This window comes from Synechococcus sp. UW140 (genome assembly GCF_900474295.1).
Classification (GTDB): Bacteria; Cyanobacteriota; Cyanobacteriia; order PCC-6307; family Cyanobiaceae; genus Synechococcus_C.
Genome location: NZ_UCOB01000021.1, coordinates 1 through 16,163, shown reverse-complemented (window position 1 = coordinate 16,163; position 16,163 = coordinate 1). Strand labels below are relative to the sequence as shown.

Genomic DNA, 16,163 nt, shown 5'->3' with positions numbered 1-16,163 from the left:
AATTTCTAAAGTGAGTCTTGGTTTTGGTGTTTCGGTGGCAGGTTGAATTAGTTGCTAATGCTATTTCTGCTTGCGCTGCTGTGTTCTGGTTGAGTGAAGTAAAGATGCGAGGTTCTTGTTTCCTTTGCTGAGTCACTCTTCTCCTTGTTTTGGGTGGTCTTTGAGTGTTTTTCTCGGCGTCAGTGAGGCCTGCTGTGGCGACTGTCTGAATTGCTGTTTCAATGCTTCAGCTGTTGATTGGTTGGTCTTGATGGATGTGTTGTTAGGTGATCGAGTTTGAGCCTCTGCCGATCTAGGGCTGCCGAAGTCCGGCTCAGCCTGCATGGTGGGGAGGCGGTGATCGCATTCCCGCCGGATGAGCTTGTATTCCGTCCTGATCGGGCGACCCCTCCCTAAAAGCAGTGCTGGCCAGGAGCGCCTCCCCAGGCTGGAAGCGCTGCCGATTCTCTCCTCCGATGCGCTGTCGTCGGTGGCCTATGCCACCGAGGCAGCCCTTGGAGTCCTGATCCTGGCGGGCAGTCGGGCCCTGAGCCTCTCACTGCCGATCACGCTGGCGATCATCGCTTTGATCACCGTGGTGGTGTTGTCTTACCGCCAGGTGATCGCTGCCTATCCCCAGGGGGGAGGCTCGTATGTGGTGGCTCGTGACAACCTCGGCCGCAATGTTGGCCTGGTGGCGGCGGCGGCGCTGCTGATCGACTACACCCTCACCGCTGCGGTGAGCTTGATGGCGGCCGGTCAGGCGATCAGCTCCTTGATCCCATCTCTGCTTCACCATGAGGTGGCGCTCACGCTGCTGCTGCTGGCGCTGGTGGGCTGGGCGAATCTGAGGGGCTTGCGGGAAGCGGGGCGCATCTTTGCCCTACCGACTTATGCGTTTGTGGTGATGATCGCGCTGCTCACTCTGGTGGGATTGCACGATCTTGTGGCGCATCACGGCTTTCGCCCCGATCCACCGCCTCTGGTCACGAGCATGGAACCCTTGGGGCTGTTCTTGATCCTGCGTGCTTTCAGCTCCGGCTGTTCAGCCATGACCGGTATCGAGGCCATCGCCAATGGCGTGCAAGTGTTCCGCGAACCCGCTCCCGTTAATGCCAGGCAGACCTTGCTGGTGATGGGAGGACTGTTGGCGTTGATGTTCTTCTCCGTCAGTGGCATGGGGTTCCTCTACGGAATCGCCCCGGACCCCAACGTCACGGTGCTGGCCCAGATCGGCACCAAGGTGTTTGGGCCTGGAACTCCACTGCTTTGGGGCCTGCAGATCTCCACCCTTTTGATTCTCGTGCTGGCGGCAAATACAGCGTTTTCAGGCTTTCCGCTCTTGGCGGCAATGTTGGCTGATGATCGTTGCTTGCCCCGTCAGATGGCGTGGCTCGGCGATCGGCTGGTCTATCAGAACGGCATCGGTGTGTTGTTGGCTGGCACGGCTCTGATCATTTGGGTGTGCCAAGGAGACACAACCGTGGCTGTGAATTTGTATGCCCTGGGTGTGTTCACAGCCTTCACCCTCTCTCAGCTGGGATTGCTCTTGCGTTGGTGGCGTCAGCGCGGTGAGGGCTGGCAGGGCCGGATGCTGATGAATGCCCTTGGTGCTAGCGCCACATTCGTGGTGTTGGTGGTGATCATCATCAGCAAGTTCTGGGAAGGGGCCTGGACGGTCGTGATCGCGATTCCTCTATTGGTCTGGGCCCTCGCGGCGATTCGGCGGCGTCACCGGGAAGTGGCTGCAGCCATGGTTCCGGATCCGCTGATTGAGCCTCTTTATCTAGCGCCTGTGGAAGCGCCTGTGCAGCATCAGGCGATTGTTTGGATGGGGGGACTGACGCGCGCAACCCTTGAGGCGGTGCTTTATGCCTGCACGATCGCTGAACAGGTCACGGCAGTGATGGTGGTTGGGGACCGCGACGATCCCGGCCAGATCAGCCTCGATTGGGATCGCTTGGTGGGAGCGGATAGCGGTGATCTGCAGCTCAAGCTTTTGGTCAGCCCCTACAGCTCGGTGATTCAGCCGTTTTGTGCCTTTGTTCGCGAACAGGAGACCACCCATCCCGAGCGAAGAACCACCGTCGTGATGCCGGTGGCCGTGTCCGACAATCTGCTTGATCGCTTCTTGCTCAACCAGAGGGCGCTTTATCTGTATCGAGCGCTCTCGGCCCAGGGCACGCACGTGTTCTCTGTGGTGCGTACCTCACTGGAGCCTGTGCAGCCGGTGGATTGACGCCACCGGCATCTGCGCGTCCTTGCTATTCGGCAGCATGGTGAATGACCGTGCAACAGGCATCTGTGCCCGATTCCAGGGATCGTCAGCTCCGCTCTTACGACTACTCCTTGCCGCAGGAGCGCATTGCCCAGGTGCCTGCGGAGCCTCGCCATGCGGCTCGGCTGCTCATGGTGCCGCCAATGGACGCCACCCTGGAGGAGGCCAGCCATCAACAGGTCTGGGACTGGCAGCAGGCGTTGCAGCCTGGTGATCTCCTGGTTGTCAATGACACGCGGGTGCTCAAAGCTCGCCTGCGGGTGCGCCGCTCCGGCGGTGGCTTGGCGGAACTGTTGGTGCTGGAGCCCCGGGGGGATGGGCAGTGGCTGTGTCTGGCAAGACCGGCAAAGAAGCTGCGACCAGGTGATCAGCTCTGGCTTGAAGGGTTGGACCAGGAACCGTTGCCGTTGCAGGTGCTTTCCAGTGATGCCGCGACGGGTGGAAGGCTGATTCAGTTCCCACCAGGTTGTGATGATGCCTTGGAGATTGAGGGGCTGCTGGAGCGTTTTGGCGAAGTGCCTCTTCCTCCCTATATCTCTCGACACGATGCCGATGACCAGACGCGCTATCAGACGCGTTATGCCTCCCGTCCGGGAGCGGTCGCTGCACCAACGGCGGGTTTGCATCTCAGCGATGAACTGTTGGCGGCCCTGCAGGCACGTGGTGTGGAGATTGCGCGAGTCACCCTGCATGTGGGCCTGGGGACGTTTCGCCCAGTTGAAACCGAGGATCTCACGCAGCTGACGCTCCACAGCGAATGGGTGGAGGTGAAAGCGGAGGTGGTGAAGGCCGTGGCCGCCTGCCGTCAACGCGGCGGCAGGGTGATCGCAGTTGGGACGACCAGTGTGCGTGCCCTTGAAGGTGCTGCTCAGGCTGGGGGCGGTCGCTTGCAGCCGTTGAAGGGTCCAGTGGATCTGGTGATTCAGCCCGGCTATCGCTTCGCTGTGGTGCAGGGTCTGCTCACCAACTTCCATTTGCCCAAAAGCTCGTTGCTGCTTTTGGTGAGTGCTCTGATCGGTCGTGAGCGTTTGTTAGGGCTTTATGCCTGCGCGATTGAACACAACTACCGCTTTTATTCCTACGGGGATGCCATGTGGATCCCCCCGGAGGCGGTGCTTGAGGTCGCACGGCCTCACCGCTGACTTGTAGACAACAAAAAACCCCGTACGACTGCACGGGGTTGTTCGAAAGGTCGCCTCAATCAGGCCGGGACCGGTTGCTCGATGATGCCTGCTGGGACGTCAGCGAACATCACTGAGGACAGGTAACGCTCAGCCAGGTCGGGAAGCACCACAACGATGGTTTTGCCGGCATAGGCATCCTGCTGGGCGAGGCGAATGGCGGCTGCGGCTGCGGCACCGCAAGAGATGCCCACCAGAAGCCCTTCTTCCTTGGCCAGGCGTAGGGCCATCTCCACCGATTCATCGTTGGTCACCTGCTCCACCTTGTCGACAACGGAGAGGTCGAGATTTTTGGGGATGAAGCCAGCGCCGATGCCCTGGATCTTGTGCGGACCGGGCTTGACGTCTTCCCCATTCATCGTCTGGGTGATCACGGGGCTGTGGCTTGGTTCAACAGCGACGGATTCAATCGCCTTACCCGCTTCGTTCTTGATGTAGCGAGAGACGCCGGTGATCGTGCCGCCCGTGCCGACGCCAGCCACAAGCACATCGATGGCGCCGTCGCAGTCGTTCCAGATCTCAGGCCCAGTCGTTTTCTCGTGGATCTCGGGGTTGGCCGGATTCTCGAACTGACCAGGCATGAAGTATTTGGCCGGATCGCTCTCGGCGATTTCCTTGGCCTTGGCAATGGCGCCCGGCATGCCCTTGGCAGCTTCGGTGAGAATGATCTCGGCCCCGAGCACGGCCATCACACGGCGACGCTCGATCGACATCGACTCGGGCATGGTCAGGATCAGCTTGTACCCACGCGCTGCTGCGGTGTAAGCCAGGGCGATGCCGGTGTTGCCAGATGTCGGCTCGACGATGGTCTTGTCTGCCGTGAGAGCGCCGCTTTTTTCAGCCTCCCAGATCATGTTGGCGCCGATCCGGCATTTGACGCTGTAAGCGGGATTGCGGCCTTCGATCTTGGCCAGCACGGTGGCCTTGCAGCCCTTGGTCACATTGTTGAGACGAACCAGAGGGGTGTTGCCGATGGCTTGGCTGTTATCGGCGTAAACGCGAGACATGGAGGGGTACGCAGGATGCCCAGGTCCGTCAACTTAGTGAGATCAACCCGTTAGGGCTCTGGCTTTAAGGCCTTGTTCAGACTTTGACAAGGCGATGGCTTCACCACGCAACGGCGAGGGTACGTTCAAACGGTTCTGCTCCAATCCAATCCAAGCCAGGGTTGATCCGTGAGCGTTGTCGTGCTTACGCCGCCAAAGCGCGTTCAAACCGCTGCCAAAGCTGATCCGGATCTTCCAGGCCGACAGAGACCCGCAGCAGGTGAGAGGGAACGCCACAGGACGCGGCCCAATCAAGTTCTTCGTAGTGGGCTAGCAGAACGTAGGGGCAGCACAGCGTGAAATGGGTGCCCAGGCTCGGCCCCTTGGAGACAGCCAAGGCGTCATAGACGCGTTGGGCTTTCGGGGTTCCGCCATGGAGTTCAAACGAGAGCAGGCATCCATGGCCTGCACCGCTGCGCATCAGCGCCTGAAAGGTGGGGCAGCGGTCAGGATGCAACACCTGCTTGACGGCGGGGTGTCGCCTTAGCCGTGCCACGAGGGCACTGCAGTGTGCATTGAGCCGTGGGATCCGGGCGTGGACGTCACGGCTTGCTTCCTCCAGGCAAATGGCATCGGCATCGCCGAGGCCGGATGGGGCGACGCTTGATCCGGTGCAAAACGTGCCTCGCCAGGGTGAGCTAGGGCTCACCACCAGAGTGCCGGCAAGCACATCTCCCCTGCCGGCAAAGCTTTTGGTCAGGGAGCTGAAGACCAGATCAGAGAAGGGGAGAGCGTCGATGTTGAGCCCGGAGCCGATCGTGTCGTCCGCAATCACAGGGATACCGCGCTGATGGGCCAGTTCAGCCACGGTGATCAGATCAACGCACTGCAGCAGGGGGTTGCTGGGTAACTCCACCACGACTGCTGCAGGGTTGAGGCGGTCGAGACTGGCGGCAACTGCCTCAGGGGAGCTGTCGGTGAGCAGCTCGGCGCCAGCAAACACCACCTGGGGCAGCTTGAGCACATCCACATAGGGAAATCCCACCTGGAGGGTGGGACGGCCTGGATGCAGCGCGCTGACCAGATTCAGGGCACTGTGAAGCGCGGCCATGCCAGAAGGATGCAGGCTGATCTGACCCTGAGGGCAGCCATAGATCGCAGCAAGTCGTTCCTGAATGCGGCCACGGGCCTGATCGCCAGCGCTTTGGGCTGGCGACGCTTCATGGCCCAGGGCTATCGCTGCCTGACGGGAGCTAGCCCCGAGGCCAGCGTGCTGCCAGAAGGCCTTCGCTGAAGGGCTGGCGGTGGAATCGGTGATCAGGCAGTGCAGGCCGTTGACGACCTCGATGGATGCCTGAGCGTTTGGCTGGCAGCGCAGGCAGTGCTCGCGAGCGGCCTTGGCTGCCGCGCCTGTGGGATACGGCCAGGCTTTGCTGTCTGCTGGAGCATTCACGTGTCGCAGGGCTTTGAGGGCCAGCTCCGCCACCAGAGGGTGAAACCCGAAGCGGGGATAGACCGCTCTGAGTTGGTTGCGACAGGCGGGGTCGTTCTCCTCGTAGGCGATGACGTCGCTCCACCGGGGTAGGGCCACCGAGACGGCATGCGTGCTGTCGGGTAGGGGCTGTCCCAGATCATGCCCCTGCCAACAGGGGTCGATGAGCAGATCGCGGGTGCTCACGGCAGCAGAGCAAGGGCTTGGTCGAGGTCGGCGATGAGATCCGCTTCGTCTTCACAACCCAGCGAGAGCCGAACCAGTCCGTCGCTAATTCCTAGTTTCTCTTTGACCGTGGTCGCCACGGCTGCGTGGGTCATGGTGGCTGGATGACAGATCAGGCTTTCCACTCCTCCCAGGCTTTCGGCCATCGTGAACCAATGCAGGGCCTTGCAGACGGCATAGGCCTGGTCGCGGCTGGCGTTCAAGCCGATGGTCACGATCGCGCCACCACCGCTCATCTGACGACTGGCCACAGCGTGTTGGGGATGGTCCGCCCGCAGCGGATAGCGCACCCAGGCCACCGCAGGGTGATGGGCGAGATGGTTCGCCACGGCGGCAGCATTGTTCATCTGTTGGCGTAAGCGCAGAGGCAGGGTCTTGAGCCCGCGCGTGATCAGCCAGCAGTCAAAGGGAGAGGGCATCAGCCCCAGCGCTTTTTGGGCGAACAGCATCTTCTGCTGCCATTCAGCGTCGTCGCAGCAAACGACTCCACCGAGGGCGTCGGAATGCCCATTGATGTATTTCGTGGTGCTCGTGAGGGAGAGGGTGGCTCCCAGTTGCAGGGGGCGCTGCACCAGGGGAGTGGCAAAGGTGTTGTCGACCACCACTGGCACAGCTGCGGCACGGGCGGCTGCGCAGACCGCCTCCAGGTCGATCACTTTGAGCAGGGGGTTGGTTGGGCTTTCCAGCCAGACCATCGCTGGTTTGCGGGTGGCGATCGTGGTTAGCGCAGCAGAATTGGTGAAATCGATCCATTCAGTCTGTACACCGAATTTGGCGAAGACCTGCTCGAACAAGCGCACGGTGCAGCCATAGAGGTTCTCCTCGCAGAGCACCAGGTCGCCCTGGCTGAGAGAGGAGGCGATTGCGGTGATGGCGCTCACCCCGGAGCCGAACACGGTGGCGTGGTTGCATTCCTCAATGGAGGCCAGCACCCCTTCCAAGATCCTGAAATTGGGATTGCCTGAGCGTGTGTAGTCGAATCCGCCTGGGTTGCCGTGGGCAAACGTGGATGAGGTGTAAATCGGCGGCATCACCGTGCCGGTTTCGCTGGCAAAGCTCTCACCGTGGTGAATGGCACGGGTCGCTGCCGCGGGTTGCGGTCTGGAAGAGAAGTCGTTTGCCACGGGTCAGTTGGGGATGACGCGTTCTGCCACGCCTCTGAGGCTGAAGGCTAAGAAACGGTCAGACCGTCATCCCTTGCGGTGCAACCATCACCATGGCCCTTTCCTGCCCCGGCCTTGGTTGAGGGGCTTCCCTGCGAAGCGTGGGGTCACGATTTTTGAGGTGCTTTGACTCATTGCATCCACAACGCCGCCAGGGCTAGAACGTAAGTACTAATACGGATAGGCCAATGAGTGCGCATCGTGCAGGAGGGATTCCCCCTTCAAATGTCGTTAACGCTGCTCCGCTTTTCTTGCGTGTAAAGCCGGGACAGTTCGTCATTGTTAACGAGAACCACAACCACTCGATTCCGACCGATACGGGTTGGTGGATGGGGCAAGTGTTGTTTTGCGAGGGAGGTTTAACGGGTTCAAAAGTGAATCGATTATTGCAGGTTGCAGATGTGGATGATGGAGCGATCCGTTGGGTGGATCCTGATCAGGTTTCGCATGTTTTGCATGGACTCGATGGCATTGGTCAAGAGGGTTGGGAGGGATTTGAATAGCGTTCTGATTCTCCGCTTTTCTCGATAGCTTGCGTGCATTGGGGACGGGCTGGCCTCGTAGTTCGCTGCTGCTACGGCCTTCATTTGAGTTCGTGCTGCTCGGGGGTAAGTCTGTGTCGAGAAGGCTGCTCATCTCTTGCTGTGCAATGCATGTCAAGAGTTGAAGGCCCATTGTGGTCGGGGCTTTTGATCGTCCTTGAATGGTTCGAGTTGTGAGTTCTGGGGTTTCTCGGTCATGCACATAAAAAAACTCTTGCAAGCCGTTGAGAGCAACGGTTCGCAAGAGTTGGCTTCAAGCTTGAGCGGGGACTCGGAAAATCTCCACTCCCTTGGCTGTAGGGGAAACTTACACTTTGCGTGAGTAGTATTCCACCACCAGCAATTCGTTGATCTCAAGTGCGACCCACTCACGCTCGCAGCGACCAACGATCTTGGCGCTGAGCTTGCTCTTGTCGAGTTCGAGATGGGGAGGCACGTTGGCAAGACCAGGAAATTCCAGGTTTGCCTCGGCCAGTTTCTTGCTGCACTTGCGCTCACGGACGGTGATTACATCACCGGGTTTGCACTGGTAGCTGGCGATGTCGGTGACGCGACCGTTCACGGTCACGTGGCCGTGGTTCACCAGTTGACGGGCACCTGGCACGGTGGGGCCGAAGCCGAGACGGAAACAAACGTTGTCGAGGCGGTTCTCGAGCAGCTTGAGCAGGTTGGTTCCGGTGGAACCGTCCTGGGCGCGCGCTTTCTTCACGTAACGCACGAGCTGACGTTCGGAGACGCCGTAGTTGAAGCGAAGCTTCTGCTTCTCTTCGAGACGGATTGCGTATTCAGAGCGCTTGCGACGGGCTTGGCCGTGCTGACCAGGGGGATAGGACCGCTTTGCGGCCTTCCGGGTGAGACCGGGAAGGTCTCCCAAGCGCCGCGTGATCCTCAGGCGAGGGCCGCGGTAGCGAGACATAGGGAAATCGTTGATTGATCTGGATTTCGCGCCGAAGCACGAATCCACCACCTTAAAGCCTCGGTAGGCTGCTCCCAGCTCTTTCAGGGCCCAGGCGAGTGGACAGCCAGCCATCCCGATCCATAGCCACCGATTTCCTGCTCCGCTTTGTGGGCATTCAGTTCGCGGCTCTGGTGGTGGCTGTGGTGCTGGTGATTACGGGTTATTCCCTTGTTGCTCATCAGTACGTCAGCTCGCAGGCCCACCAGTTCATGGACGTGATGCTGGCAGTGCGTCAGTACACCTCCCGCAAGGTGAACCCAATCATCGCTCCAATCAATGCAGTCTCTGATGAAGCGTTTCTTGCGGCGGCCGTCCCCAGTTATTCGGCAACGAAAGTCTTCGAGTACTTGCGCTTGAACAATGCTTACGCGGATTTCCACTATCGCGAGGCATCACTCAATCCCACCAGTTCGGCTGACCTTGCTGATGAGCAGGAGGCTCAGTTGATTCGCCGCTTCATGGCCAACCCATCACTGCGGGAAGTGAGTGGAACCCAGGCCGGTCGTAGTGATCATCGTCAGTACTTCGTGGCTAAGCCGATTCGTCTCACGAATGAGAGTTGTCTCAGTTGCCATTCCACCCCTGATCGTGCCCCTCGCAGTCAGATCAGGGCTTATGGATCCAAGAATGGATTTGGGTGGAAACTTGGCGAGGTGGTAGGGGCTCAGATTGTCACCCTTCCTGAAGATGCCGGTCTCCCCACTCCAGGCCGTTTTGCGCTTCTGTTGGTGTTGGCGGTCGGCTCCATGTCGATCTTGGTAGTGCTGGCGGTCAATCGGGTCTTCTCCCGGCTGGTGCTACGACCGCTCTCTCAATTGCTGCGCTTGCTTCGTGGTGAGCAGGAGGACCAAGACCTTGACGGTCGTCGCGATGAATTCGGCGCGATTGCGAAGGGAATTGCTTCTATCCGTGCCTACTTAACCCGAGGCGATGAATCCGATCGGGCTTGAATTCAACTCATTGCTAGCCAAGAAAATAGAACCTGTGAAGCGATGAAGATTGTTGGCAAAAAGATCTCCATGACACGTTCAATTGCGGGCACTCGTTCGGCTCCGTTTTTGAGAACATTTTGCGAAATATGATAGGCAATGAAGACTTCCGATATCATGAAGATGAATAGGAAGATCGTATATGTATCTCCCAGGGTGAGGTACGGGACCCTCGGAACTGAGCTTGCAATAATAATCTGATAAGCCAGCGTTGTGAACAGCAGGCCGGAAATAAAGGCCATTCGATCGGCGAATGCCTCGATCGGAATGGCTAGAAAGAAAATGCTGGTGAAGGTGAGGATTCCAAGGGGTAGGAAAATCTTGTAGATGTAATATCCCGATCGGCGTGCGATGGTGATCCTGGAGGAGAGGCGAGAAAATTCCTTGCTCCCTTTTTCCGGGTCGTCATGATTGCGAATGGAATACTTTAGGCCTTTGATTTGCCATTCTGGAAGTTTTGATGTACGGCTCAGGCTTACAACGTCGCCCAGGTCGATCAGGCGAACGATGCTTTGGTCCCAAGTGAACGACTGCACATACAGCCGCAACAGTTGCTGATCGAACGGAAATTTCTCGAGTTTGAATTCTGACCCCAGTCCTTCCTCAAAGCGAGCTGTTCTTTCGACTGAACCATTGCGTCGAAGCGTGATGGTTTGGGTCTGGTAAAAAGCCTCTCTTATGCGGTTTGTGAATTCCAGTTGTGGAGACCAGTGTTCTCCAATCCAGTTCTCTGCGGCGCTGTTGTAGAGCACCAGTTCCTTCTCTCCCTTCGGGAGTTCATCAATTATTCGGCTGTCGCACCACGTTGAGGTGAGTAGGCCATCCACTTGAAATTGGTTGTGGGTGTCGGAAATCGAGGGTATTTCGTTGATGTGGATGTTCAAGCCCACTGGGATCGGTCCGGGTTGATCCGATCGTTGAGGTGGGATAAACGGATGGCTTGGCAGTGTCTCTGCTGCGGGACATGGCTGCCGTGTTGTGTTCAGTTTCCAGAGATCCCCAACCCTGTTGGCTTGTCCGGGAATGCTTTCTTGAGCCCCTACCTGAGGGAGGCTGAACAGCAAGGTCAATGCGCACGCAACGCCAATCAGGAGCAGCCTGATGCGACGTCGTCGGGTCACGGCAGCTTCACACTCGATTCCTAAGCTAGAGGCAACAGTCAGGCACGGGACAGGATTGCGATGGCACTGTTAAAGACCACGATCACCCGGGCATTCGCAGCTGTGCTGCTTGCTTTGATCGGCTTTTACAGGCGCTTCATCTCACCTTTGATCGGCCCTCGCTGCCGCTTCATTCCCTCCTGCAGCGCCTATGGGATAGAGGCGATTGAGCGCCATGGCCCCTGGCGCGGTGGCTGGCTAACCCTGCGTCGGTTGTTGCGTTGCCATCCCTTCACCCCTTGTGGCTGTGACCCCGTTCCTGACTAAAGCCCAGCAGCCGCTGCTTCTCTACAGCCGCCAGGGTTGCTGTTTGTGCGAGGGCCTCGAACAACGCCTGAGAAGGTTGGATCTCAGCGCTATCGCTCCGCCTCTCGTGCTTGAAGTGATCGATATCGATGCACCGGGCACCGATCCCGCTCTGAAGGCCCGCTATGACCTCGAAGTGCCTGTGCTGGCGTTGGCCTCCATGCCCCTGCCACGAGTGTCACCACGACTTGATGGTGATGGTTTGTACGCCTGGTTACAACGGGCCTGCTCCAGCGCGCTTGGATCGGATTAGAACTGCACCACTGATGGTGGTCGGCTAATGGCTCAGACACTCCATTCGCTGCTCAATGCAGTCGGTTTGCCTCTGGCAGAAGGCTTGCCTAATGCGCCGATCACGGTTCTGACCTGTGATTCACGCTGTGCCGGTGCAGGCAGCCTTTTTCTCGGTCTCCCTGGCGAGAGGGTGGATGGTGGCTCCTTCTGGCGTCAGACATTGGCGGCAGGAGCCGTCGCTGCGGTGATCGGTCCGGCTGCGGCAGCTGCCGATCCACCGGGGAGGATGGATCCAGTGGTGGTGGTGCCCGATCCAGTGGCGGTCTGGGCCGGGGCATTAGCGGCAGCGTTTTGGCAGCACCCCTCGGGGCGGATGACCCTGATCGGTGTCACCGGAACCAATGGCAAAACCACCACCACCCATCTGATCGAGCATCTCTGCAAGCAGATCAGCCTCCCTGTTGCCCTGTTCGGCACGTTGGTGAACCGCTGGCCTGGGCACAGCATCACCTCGACCCACACCACAGCCTTTGCAGATCGGCTCCAGGCTCAGCTGGCAGAAGCGGTGTCTGGTGGCACCCAGTTGGCGGCCATGGAGGTGAGTTCCCACGCTCTCGAGCAAGGCAGGGTTGCTGGTTGTCAGTTCTCCGCGGCGGTGTTCACAAACCTCACCCAGGACCATCTCGATTACCACCCGACGATGGAGGCCTATTTCGACGCCAAAGCCAGGTTGTTCACCGAGCCGTTGCTCGTGGGCGATGGTGCATGCGCCGTGGTCAACATCGATGACCGCTGGGGGCAAAGGTTGGCGCAGCAGCTTGGTGATCGCTGCTGGCGCTGCTCGCTCAAGCCTGATCGCCAGCCTGAGCCCGTTGAGCTGACGATGACGGATCTCAACCTCACGGCCTCGGGCGTCTCTGGCACGATCGTCACACCGGTGGGCAGCGCCGACTTCCTGTCGCCACTTGTGGGTGATTTCAATCTGATGAACCTGCTCCAGGCCGTGGGGGTGCTGGTGCAGAACGGGTTGCCCTTGCCCCTGCTGCTGAAGGCGGCGAGCTGCTTTAAGGGGGTGCCTGGGCGGATGGAACGGGTGATGGTGCCGTCTGATCAGGCCATGAGCCTGCTGCCGTCGGTGGTGGTGGACTATGCCCATACGCCTGATGGCCTGCGTAATGCCCTGGCGGCCTGCCGGCCGTTTGTGACCGGCGCTCTGGTGTGCGTGTTTGGCTGCGGAGGTGATCGCGATCGAGGCAAGCGTCCCCAGATGGCGGCCGTTGCCGCTGCGCTGGCCAATCGCGTGGTGGTGACCTCCGACAATCCGCGCACGGAAGACCCTCAACGGATCCTGGACGACGTGGTGGCGGGGATTCCGGCGGGAACATCGCTGACAGTGGAGTGCGATCGGGCTGCAGCCATCGCCGCAGCCATTGAGGGGGCTGGTCCCGATGACCTCGTGTTGATTGCCGGCAAAGGCCATGAGGACTATCAAATCCTCGGCACCAGCAAGGTGCACTTTGATGACCGTGAACAGGCAGAGATGGCTTTGCGCCGTCGGCTTGGAGGTTGATGGGTTGGAATCTCTTCTGATCGGATGACTGGTTCAATGATGGATCGCTGTGCCGTGGCCTGTCGCAATCAGCAATAGGCCCCCCATGCTGAACAGTCCGAGTGAAAACCAGATCAGACGTGATTGACGGGCGTCGGGAAGTTCCTCGCGGAACACACTGATCAGCAACCCGCCGCCGACAAAGGCTGTGGCGATTGCCAAGGTGAGATCGGAGACGGGATGGAGGACTGCGGCATGCAGGCTGCCAAGCACTAGTGCGGCGCTACCAATCCAGCGGAAGCGGCGTCGGAATGTCACCGGGTGCTCAGCTGCCAAGGTGCGATCGGCGAGCAGCACATGGGCACTGATGGCAATGGTGAAGAGCAGTCCGTAGCTGATGCCTGTGCTGAGCAGCGACGGCAGTGAATAGGCGTAGAGATAACTGATCAGCGCAAAGGTGAGTAGGCGTGCTGCCCCGGTCCATTGCTTGCTCGTGGGGTGTTGTTTGCTGATCACATTGAGCGTGTATGGGATCAACACCCCAACCAGAGCGATAAGAAACAACAGGCTTTCAGTCATCGCGCTGGGTACAAAGCTCTTGATGCCTGCTGCGTCACTGATGGTTTGTCCTCCACTGGCGAGTTCCGGAAGCAGGTGGATGAACACATAGGCCAGACCTGCACCTCCACCCACAGAGGCCCATCGGATCTGGATTGGGGTGGGCTGTTTCGAGATCAGGGCCGCCAGCCAGTGGCAGCTTCCGATGGTCAGCACACAGAGGACGACGAGGATCCAGAGCATGGGTGGTGTGATGCGTAGGGCTCAGTCTGATGGGACTGTTCGGTCTGTTCGAGCCGCTTCAGGCGCTGATGATTGCGTGGTTTCGGTGATGGACTGATCGAGGGCCTCAACCAGGTTTTGCAGCTCGCTGGCCAGGGTGCAGACGTGGGTGCAGGCCCGTAGGCAGGAGGGATCGGCCAGATCGCGGATCCAGATCCCCTTATTCCCGAGGCGTTGCACGAGTTCGGCCGGTGTGCTCGTTGCCGAGTCACCGTTCAAGCTAAAGCTCACCAGTCCTGCTGGTGGGGCCCCCTCGAGCAAAGGGGTCACTGTGGGCATGGCCATGAGCTCTTGCCAAAGCTGACCACTCAGCGCTTGGATCCGCTCCAGGCGTTGCTGAGCGCTGCCCTCTCGTTCCAGGACTTCAAGCGATGTCCGCAGTCCTGCCAGAAGAGGGACGCAGCTGGTGGCCACTTCAAAGCGGCGGCTGTCGTGGTGGAAGGGGTCCGGATCATCCAGGACGGCTTTGCTTTCATCTTGCAGGCTGCGCCAACCGATCAGAGTCGGGCTGGCTTCGCTTAGCACCCGTTCGGACAGGGCGACGCCGCCCAGCCCTTCCGGGCCACACGCCCATTTATGGCCTGTAAAGGCATAGATGTCGGCGGCCTTGGCGGCAGCCTTGACGGGAATCTGCCCCATTGACTGGGCTGCATCTACCAGCAGATAAGGAGGCTGAGATTCGTTGTGCAGTTGTGCTGCCACCGCTTCGATCGGCATCAGCTGGCCTGTGTTCCAGAGAAGATGGGAGAGCACCACGAGGCGGGTGTTCGGATGCATGCTCTGTTCCAGAGCCTTCAGCACAGCCGTTTCGGTTTCGGACTGGTGATCTCGGCCCCCACGGATCTGTTTTACCGGCAGGGTGTCGATCTGCAGCTGTTGGCGCCGGGCGAGCTCATGGCAGGCCGCCACCACGCCCGGATGTTCGCAGTCACTGATGAGCAGACGATCGCCTGGATCGAAGGGCAGCCCCCAAAGCGGAAGCACACAACCAGTTGTGACGTTTTCACTGAGGGCAAGGCGATGGGGTGCAACCCCGCAAAGCTGAGCCAGCAACGCACGGGTGCTATTCACCTCGCGGCTAATAAAAGGCCACACCTCTGTGGTGAAGGGGCCAAGCTGTTGGATCCGCTGCCAGCTGAGGCTGATTGCCTCTAACGAGGGAGTGGGAAGTGGCCCTTGTCCTCCGTAGTTGAAGTAGGTCTTGTTCGCCAGTGCGGGGCAGAGATCTCGCAGTGTGCCTATTGAACCGTTGGTATAGCTCATGCCTTTGACCGGATGCCTCGCGCAATCGTCCAGGGTTGGTCTAGCTACCACCTGCAGCGATGAGTGCCTAAAGGCTTTCGCGAGGCATTGGGTCGTTCCACGTGGGCAGAGCCGGGTGGAATCGTCAGTTATGCACGGGCCAAAGTTCCCGCCTTGCTTGGGTGAACTGACAGAGAGATACGAGAGGCACGGGCTGAGCCGCTATCGCCTGGGGAGCATCCATCCGTTATCTCTTGCCTCGTTGATTCTGTAATTTCTTGAGGTTCTTCGATGCGGTCTTGGACCCTAGGCATACGGATTCCTCTTCAGACGGAATTCAAGGCACTAGCTTCTGTTGTTGAGAAGGATTTTTAGAGGATCTGCTCGCAGCATTGGTGCTTACTTTTGTTGACAGCTCTTGCCAAAAGTGGAAAACGGATACATTGTGAAAATGGCCTTTCTAAGTCTTTGATGCTCGACTTTTATCCTCAGTTCTGGACGAAAGCCTTCGATTTTGAAGGGCGTACAAAGCGGATTGATTATTGGAAGATTTTTCTTGTAAATCTTGTCATAGGACTAGTCCTTTCAAAATTCACCCCTGATCCTCTTTATTACCTGTTTGCGATTGCATCAATTTGCCCTGGCATCGCAATGAATGTTCGGCGCATTCGCGACACTGGTCGTCAATGGCAATGGATTCTCTTATTGCTTGTCCCAATTATTGGTCCTCTTTGGCTTCTCTGGATTGAATGTCAGCCGTCTTCGGTTCCGGAATGAAATCCACGCTGGCCGCTCAAGCGTTCAGGGGATGACGTTTTTGCCAAAACAAAGCCCCGCCATTGGCGGGGCTTTGTGGTGTTGTGCCGGGGGATGGATCAGTCCTCACCTCCAATGACTGCCCTGCTTTCCCACGCCTTGGTGTTGTATTGCTTTCAGCCCGCAGGCATCAGGCTCCCCGGCGGTGTGATCAGTAGCCGTAACGGGGCTGCTGGTAGCTGCTCTGCTGCGAATAGCCATAAGCAGGCTGGTGATACACAGG

At 58.9% G+C, this 16,163-nt stretch carries 15 protein-coding genes; 8 read left to right on the top strand and 7 right to left on the bottom strand.

Translation table 11 applies throughout. The features are described 5' to 3' along the window. Positions 1 to 355: 355 nt before the first annotated feature. Together DXY10_RS08025 and queA are read left to right on the top strand one after the other, a co-directional pair. Positions 356 to 2,218, top strand: coding sequence for an APC family permease (locus DXY10_RS08025; protein WP_115018315.1), 1,863 nt, complete (start codon positions 356 to 358; stop codon positions 2,216 to 2,218). Positions 2,219 to 2,262: 44 nt separating this feature from the next. Beyond that, on the top strand, positions 2,263 to 3,399 hold the full coding sequence (gene queA / locus DXY10_RS08020; RefSeq protein ID WP_115018313.1) for a tRNA preQ1(34) S-adenosylmethionine ribosyltransferase-isomerase QueA: 1,137 nt from the start codon (positions 2,263 to 2,265) through the stop codon (positions 3,397 to 3,399). Between the two features lie 59 nt (positions 3,400 to 3,458). Here the strand turns inward: queA and cysK are convergent, their stop codons facing one another. The 3 genes from cysK to DXY10_RS08005 all read right to left on the bottom strand — a co-directional run bounded on the left by cysK (position 3,459) and on the right by DXY10_RS08005 (position 7,265). Further along, positions 3,459 to 4,445: a cysteine synthase A gene (gene cysK / locus DXY10_RS08015; protein WP_115018311.1), complete on the bottom strand. Its 987-nt coding sequence runs from the start codon at positions 4,443 to 4,445 to the stop codon at positions 3,459 to 3,461. A 184-nt stretch (positions 4,446 to 4,629) separates the two neighbouring features. Next, positions 4,630 to 6,102 (bottom strand): PLP-dependent transferase, encoded by a 1,473-nt coding sequence (locus DXY10_RS08010; RefSeq protein WP_115018309.1) that lies wholly within the window; start codon positions 6,100 to 6,102, stop codon positions 4,630 to 4,632. Then, positions 6,099 to 7,265, bottom strand: coding sequence for a PLP-dependent aspartate aminotransferase family protein (locus DXY10_RS08005; protein ID WP_115018307.1), 1,167 nt, complete (start codon positions 7,263 to 7,265; stop codon positions 6,099 to 6,101). The genes DXY10_RS08010 and DXY10_RS08005 overlap by 4 nt, the downstream gene beginning before the upstream one ends. Positions 7,266 to 7,492: 227 nt before the next feature. On the opposite strand from DXY10_RS08005, the gene DXY10_RS08000 reads away from it, so the two are divergent. Continuing rightward, positions 7,493 to 7,807 (top strand): DUF3104 domain-containing protein, encoded by a 315-nt coding sequence (locus tag DXY10_RS08000; protein ID WP_115018305.1) that lies wholly within the window; start codon positions 7,493 to 7,495, stop codon positions 7,805 to 7,807. A 346-nt stretch (positions 7,808 to 8,153) separates the two neighbouring features. On the opposite strand, the gene rpsD is transcribed toward DXY10_RS08000, so the two are convergent. Continuing rightward, the gene (gene rpsD, locus DXY10_RS07995; RefSeq protein ID WP_115018303.1) at positions 8,154 to 8,762 is read right to left on the bottom strand and encodes a 30S ribosomal protein S4; all 609 of its coding nucleotides are present in this window, start codon (positions 8,760 to 8,762) and stop codon (positions 8,154 to 8,156) included. A 98-nt stretch (positions 8,763 to 8,860) separates the two neighbouring features. On the opposite strand from rpsD, the gene DXY10_RS07990 reads away from it, so the two are divergent. Beyond that, positions 8,861 to 9,754: a DUF3365 domain-containing protein gene (locus DXY10_RS07990; RefSeq protein WP_170955750.1), complete on the top strand. Its 894-nt coding sequence runs from the start codon at positions 8,861 to 8,863 to the stop codon at positions 9,752 to 9,754. Between the two features lie 2 nt (positions 9,755 to 9,756). Here the strand turns inward: DXY10_RS07990 and DXY10_RS07985 are convergent, their stop codons facing one another. Beyond that, a complete protein-coding gene (locus DXY10_RS07985) occupies positions 9,757 to 10,914 on the bottom strand; it encodes a hypothetical protein (RefSeq protein ID WP_170955749.1) in 1,158 nt (385 codons plus the stop codon). Between the two features lie 60 nt (positions 10,915 to 10,974). Here DXY10_RS07985 and yidD point away from each other — a divergent pair, with 60 nt between their 5' ends. Genes yidD through DXY10_RS07970 form a run of 3 tightly spaced genes read left to right on the top strand, consistent with a single transcriptional unit; the run spans position 10,975 to position 13,063 of the window. Continuing rightward, positions 10,975 to 11,220 carry a membrane protein insertion efficiency factor YidD gene (yidD, locus tag DXY10_RS07980; protein ID WP_115018297.1) on the top strand — a complete coding sequence of 82 codons (246 nt, stop codon included), beginning with the start codon at positions 10,975 to 10,977 and terminating at the stop codon, positions 11,218 to 11,220. Next, the gene (locus DXY10_RS07975; protein WP_371411137.1) at positions 11,201 to 11,512 is read left to right on the top strand and encodes a glutaredoxin family protein; all 312 of its coding nucleotides are present in this window, start codon (positions 11,201 to 11,203) and stop codon (positions 11,510 to 11,512) included. The genes yidD and DXY10_RS07975 overlap by 20 nt, the downstream gene beginning before the upstream one ends. A gap of 27 nt (positions 11,513 to 11,539) precedes the next feature. Continuing rightward, positions 11,540 to 13,063, top strand: coding sequence for a UDP-N-acetylmuramoyl-L-alanyl-D-glutamate--2,6-diaminopimelate ligase (locus tag DXY10_RS07970; RefSeq protein ID WP_115018293.1), 1,524 nt, complete (start codon positions 11,540 to 11,542; stop codon positions 13,061 to 13,063). A gap of 33 nt (positions 13,064 to 13,096) precedes the next feature. Here the strand turns inward: DXY10_RS07970 and DXY10_RS07965 are convergent, their stop codons facing one another. Continuing rightward, complete coding sequence (locus DXY10_RS07965) at positions 13,097 to 13,843, bottom strand: hypothetical protein (RefSeq protein ID WP_115018292.1); 747 nt, start codon at positions 13,841 to 13,843, stop codon at positions 13,097 to 13,099. A gap of 21 nt (positions 13,844 to 13,864) precedes the next feature. After that, positions 13,865 to 15,145, bottom strand: coding sequence for an aminotransferase class V-fold PLP-dependent enzyme (locus DXY10_RS07960; protein ID WP_115018290.1), 1,281 nt, complete (start codon positions 15,143 to 15,145; stop codon positions 13,865 to 13,867). Positions 15,146 to 15,532: 387 nt separating this feature from the next. Here DXY10_RS07960 and DXY10_RS07955 point away from each other — a divergent pair, with 387 nt between their 5' ends. After that, positions 15,533 to 15,901 carry a DUF805 domain-containing protein gene (locus DXY10_RS07955; RefSeq protein ID WP_244282098.1) on the top strand — a complete coding sequence of 123 codons (369 nt, stop codon included), beginning with the start codon at positions 15,533 to 15,535 and terminating at the stop codon, positions 15,899 to 15,901. Positions 15,902 to 16,163: the final 262 nt, after the last annotated feature.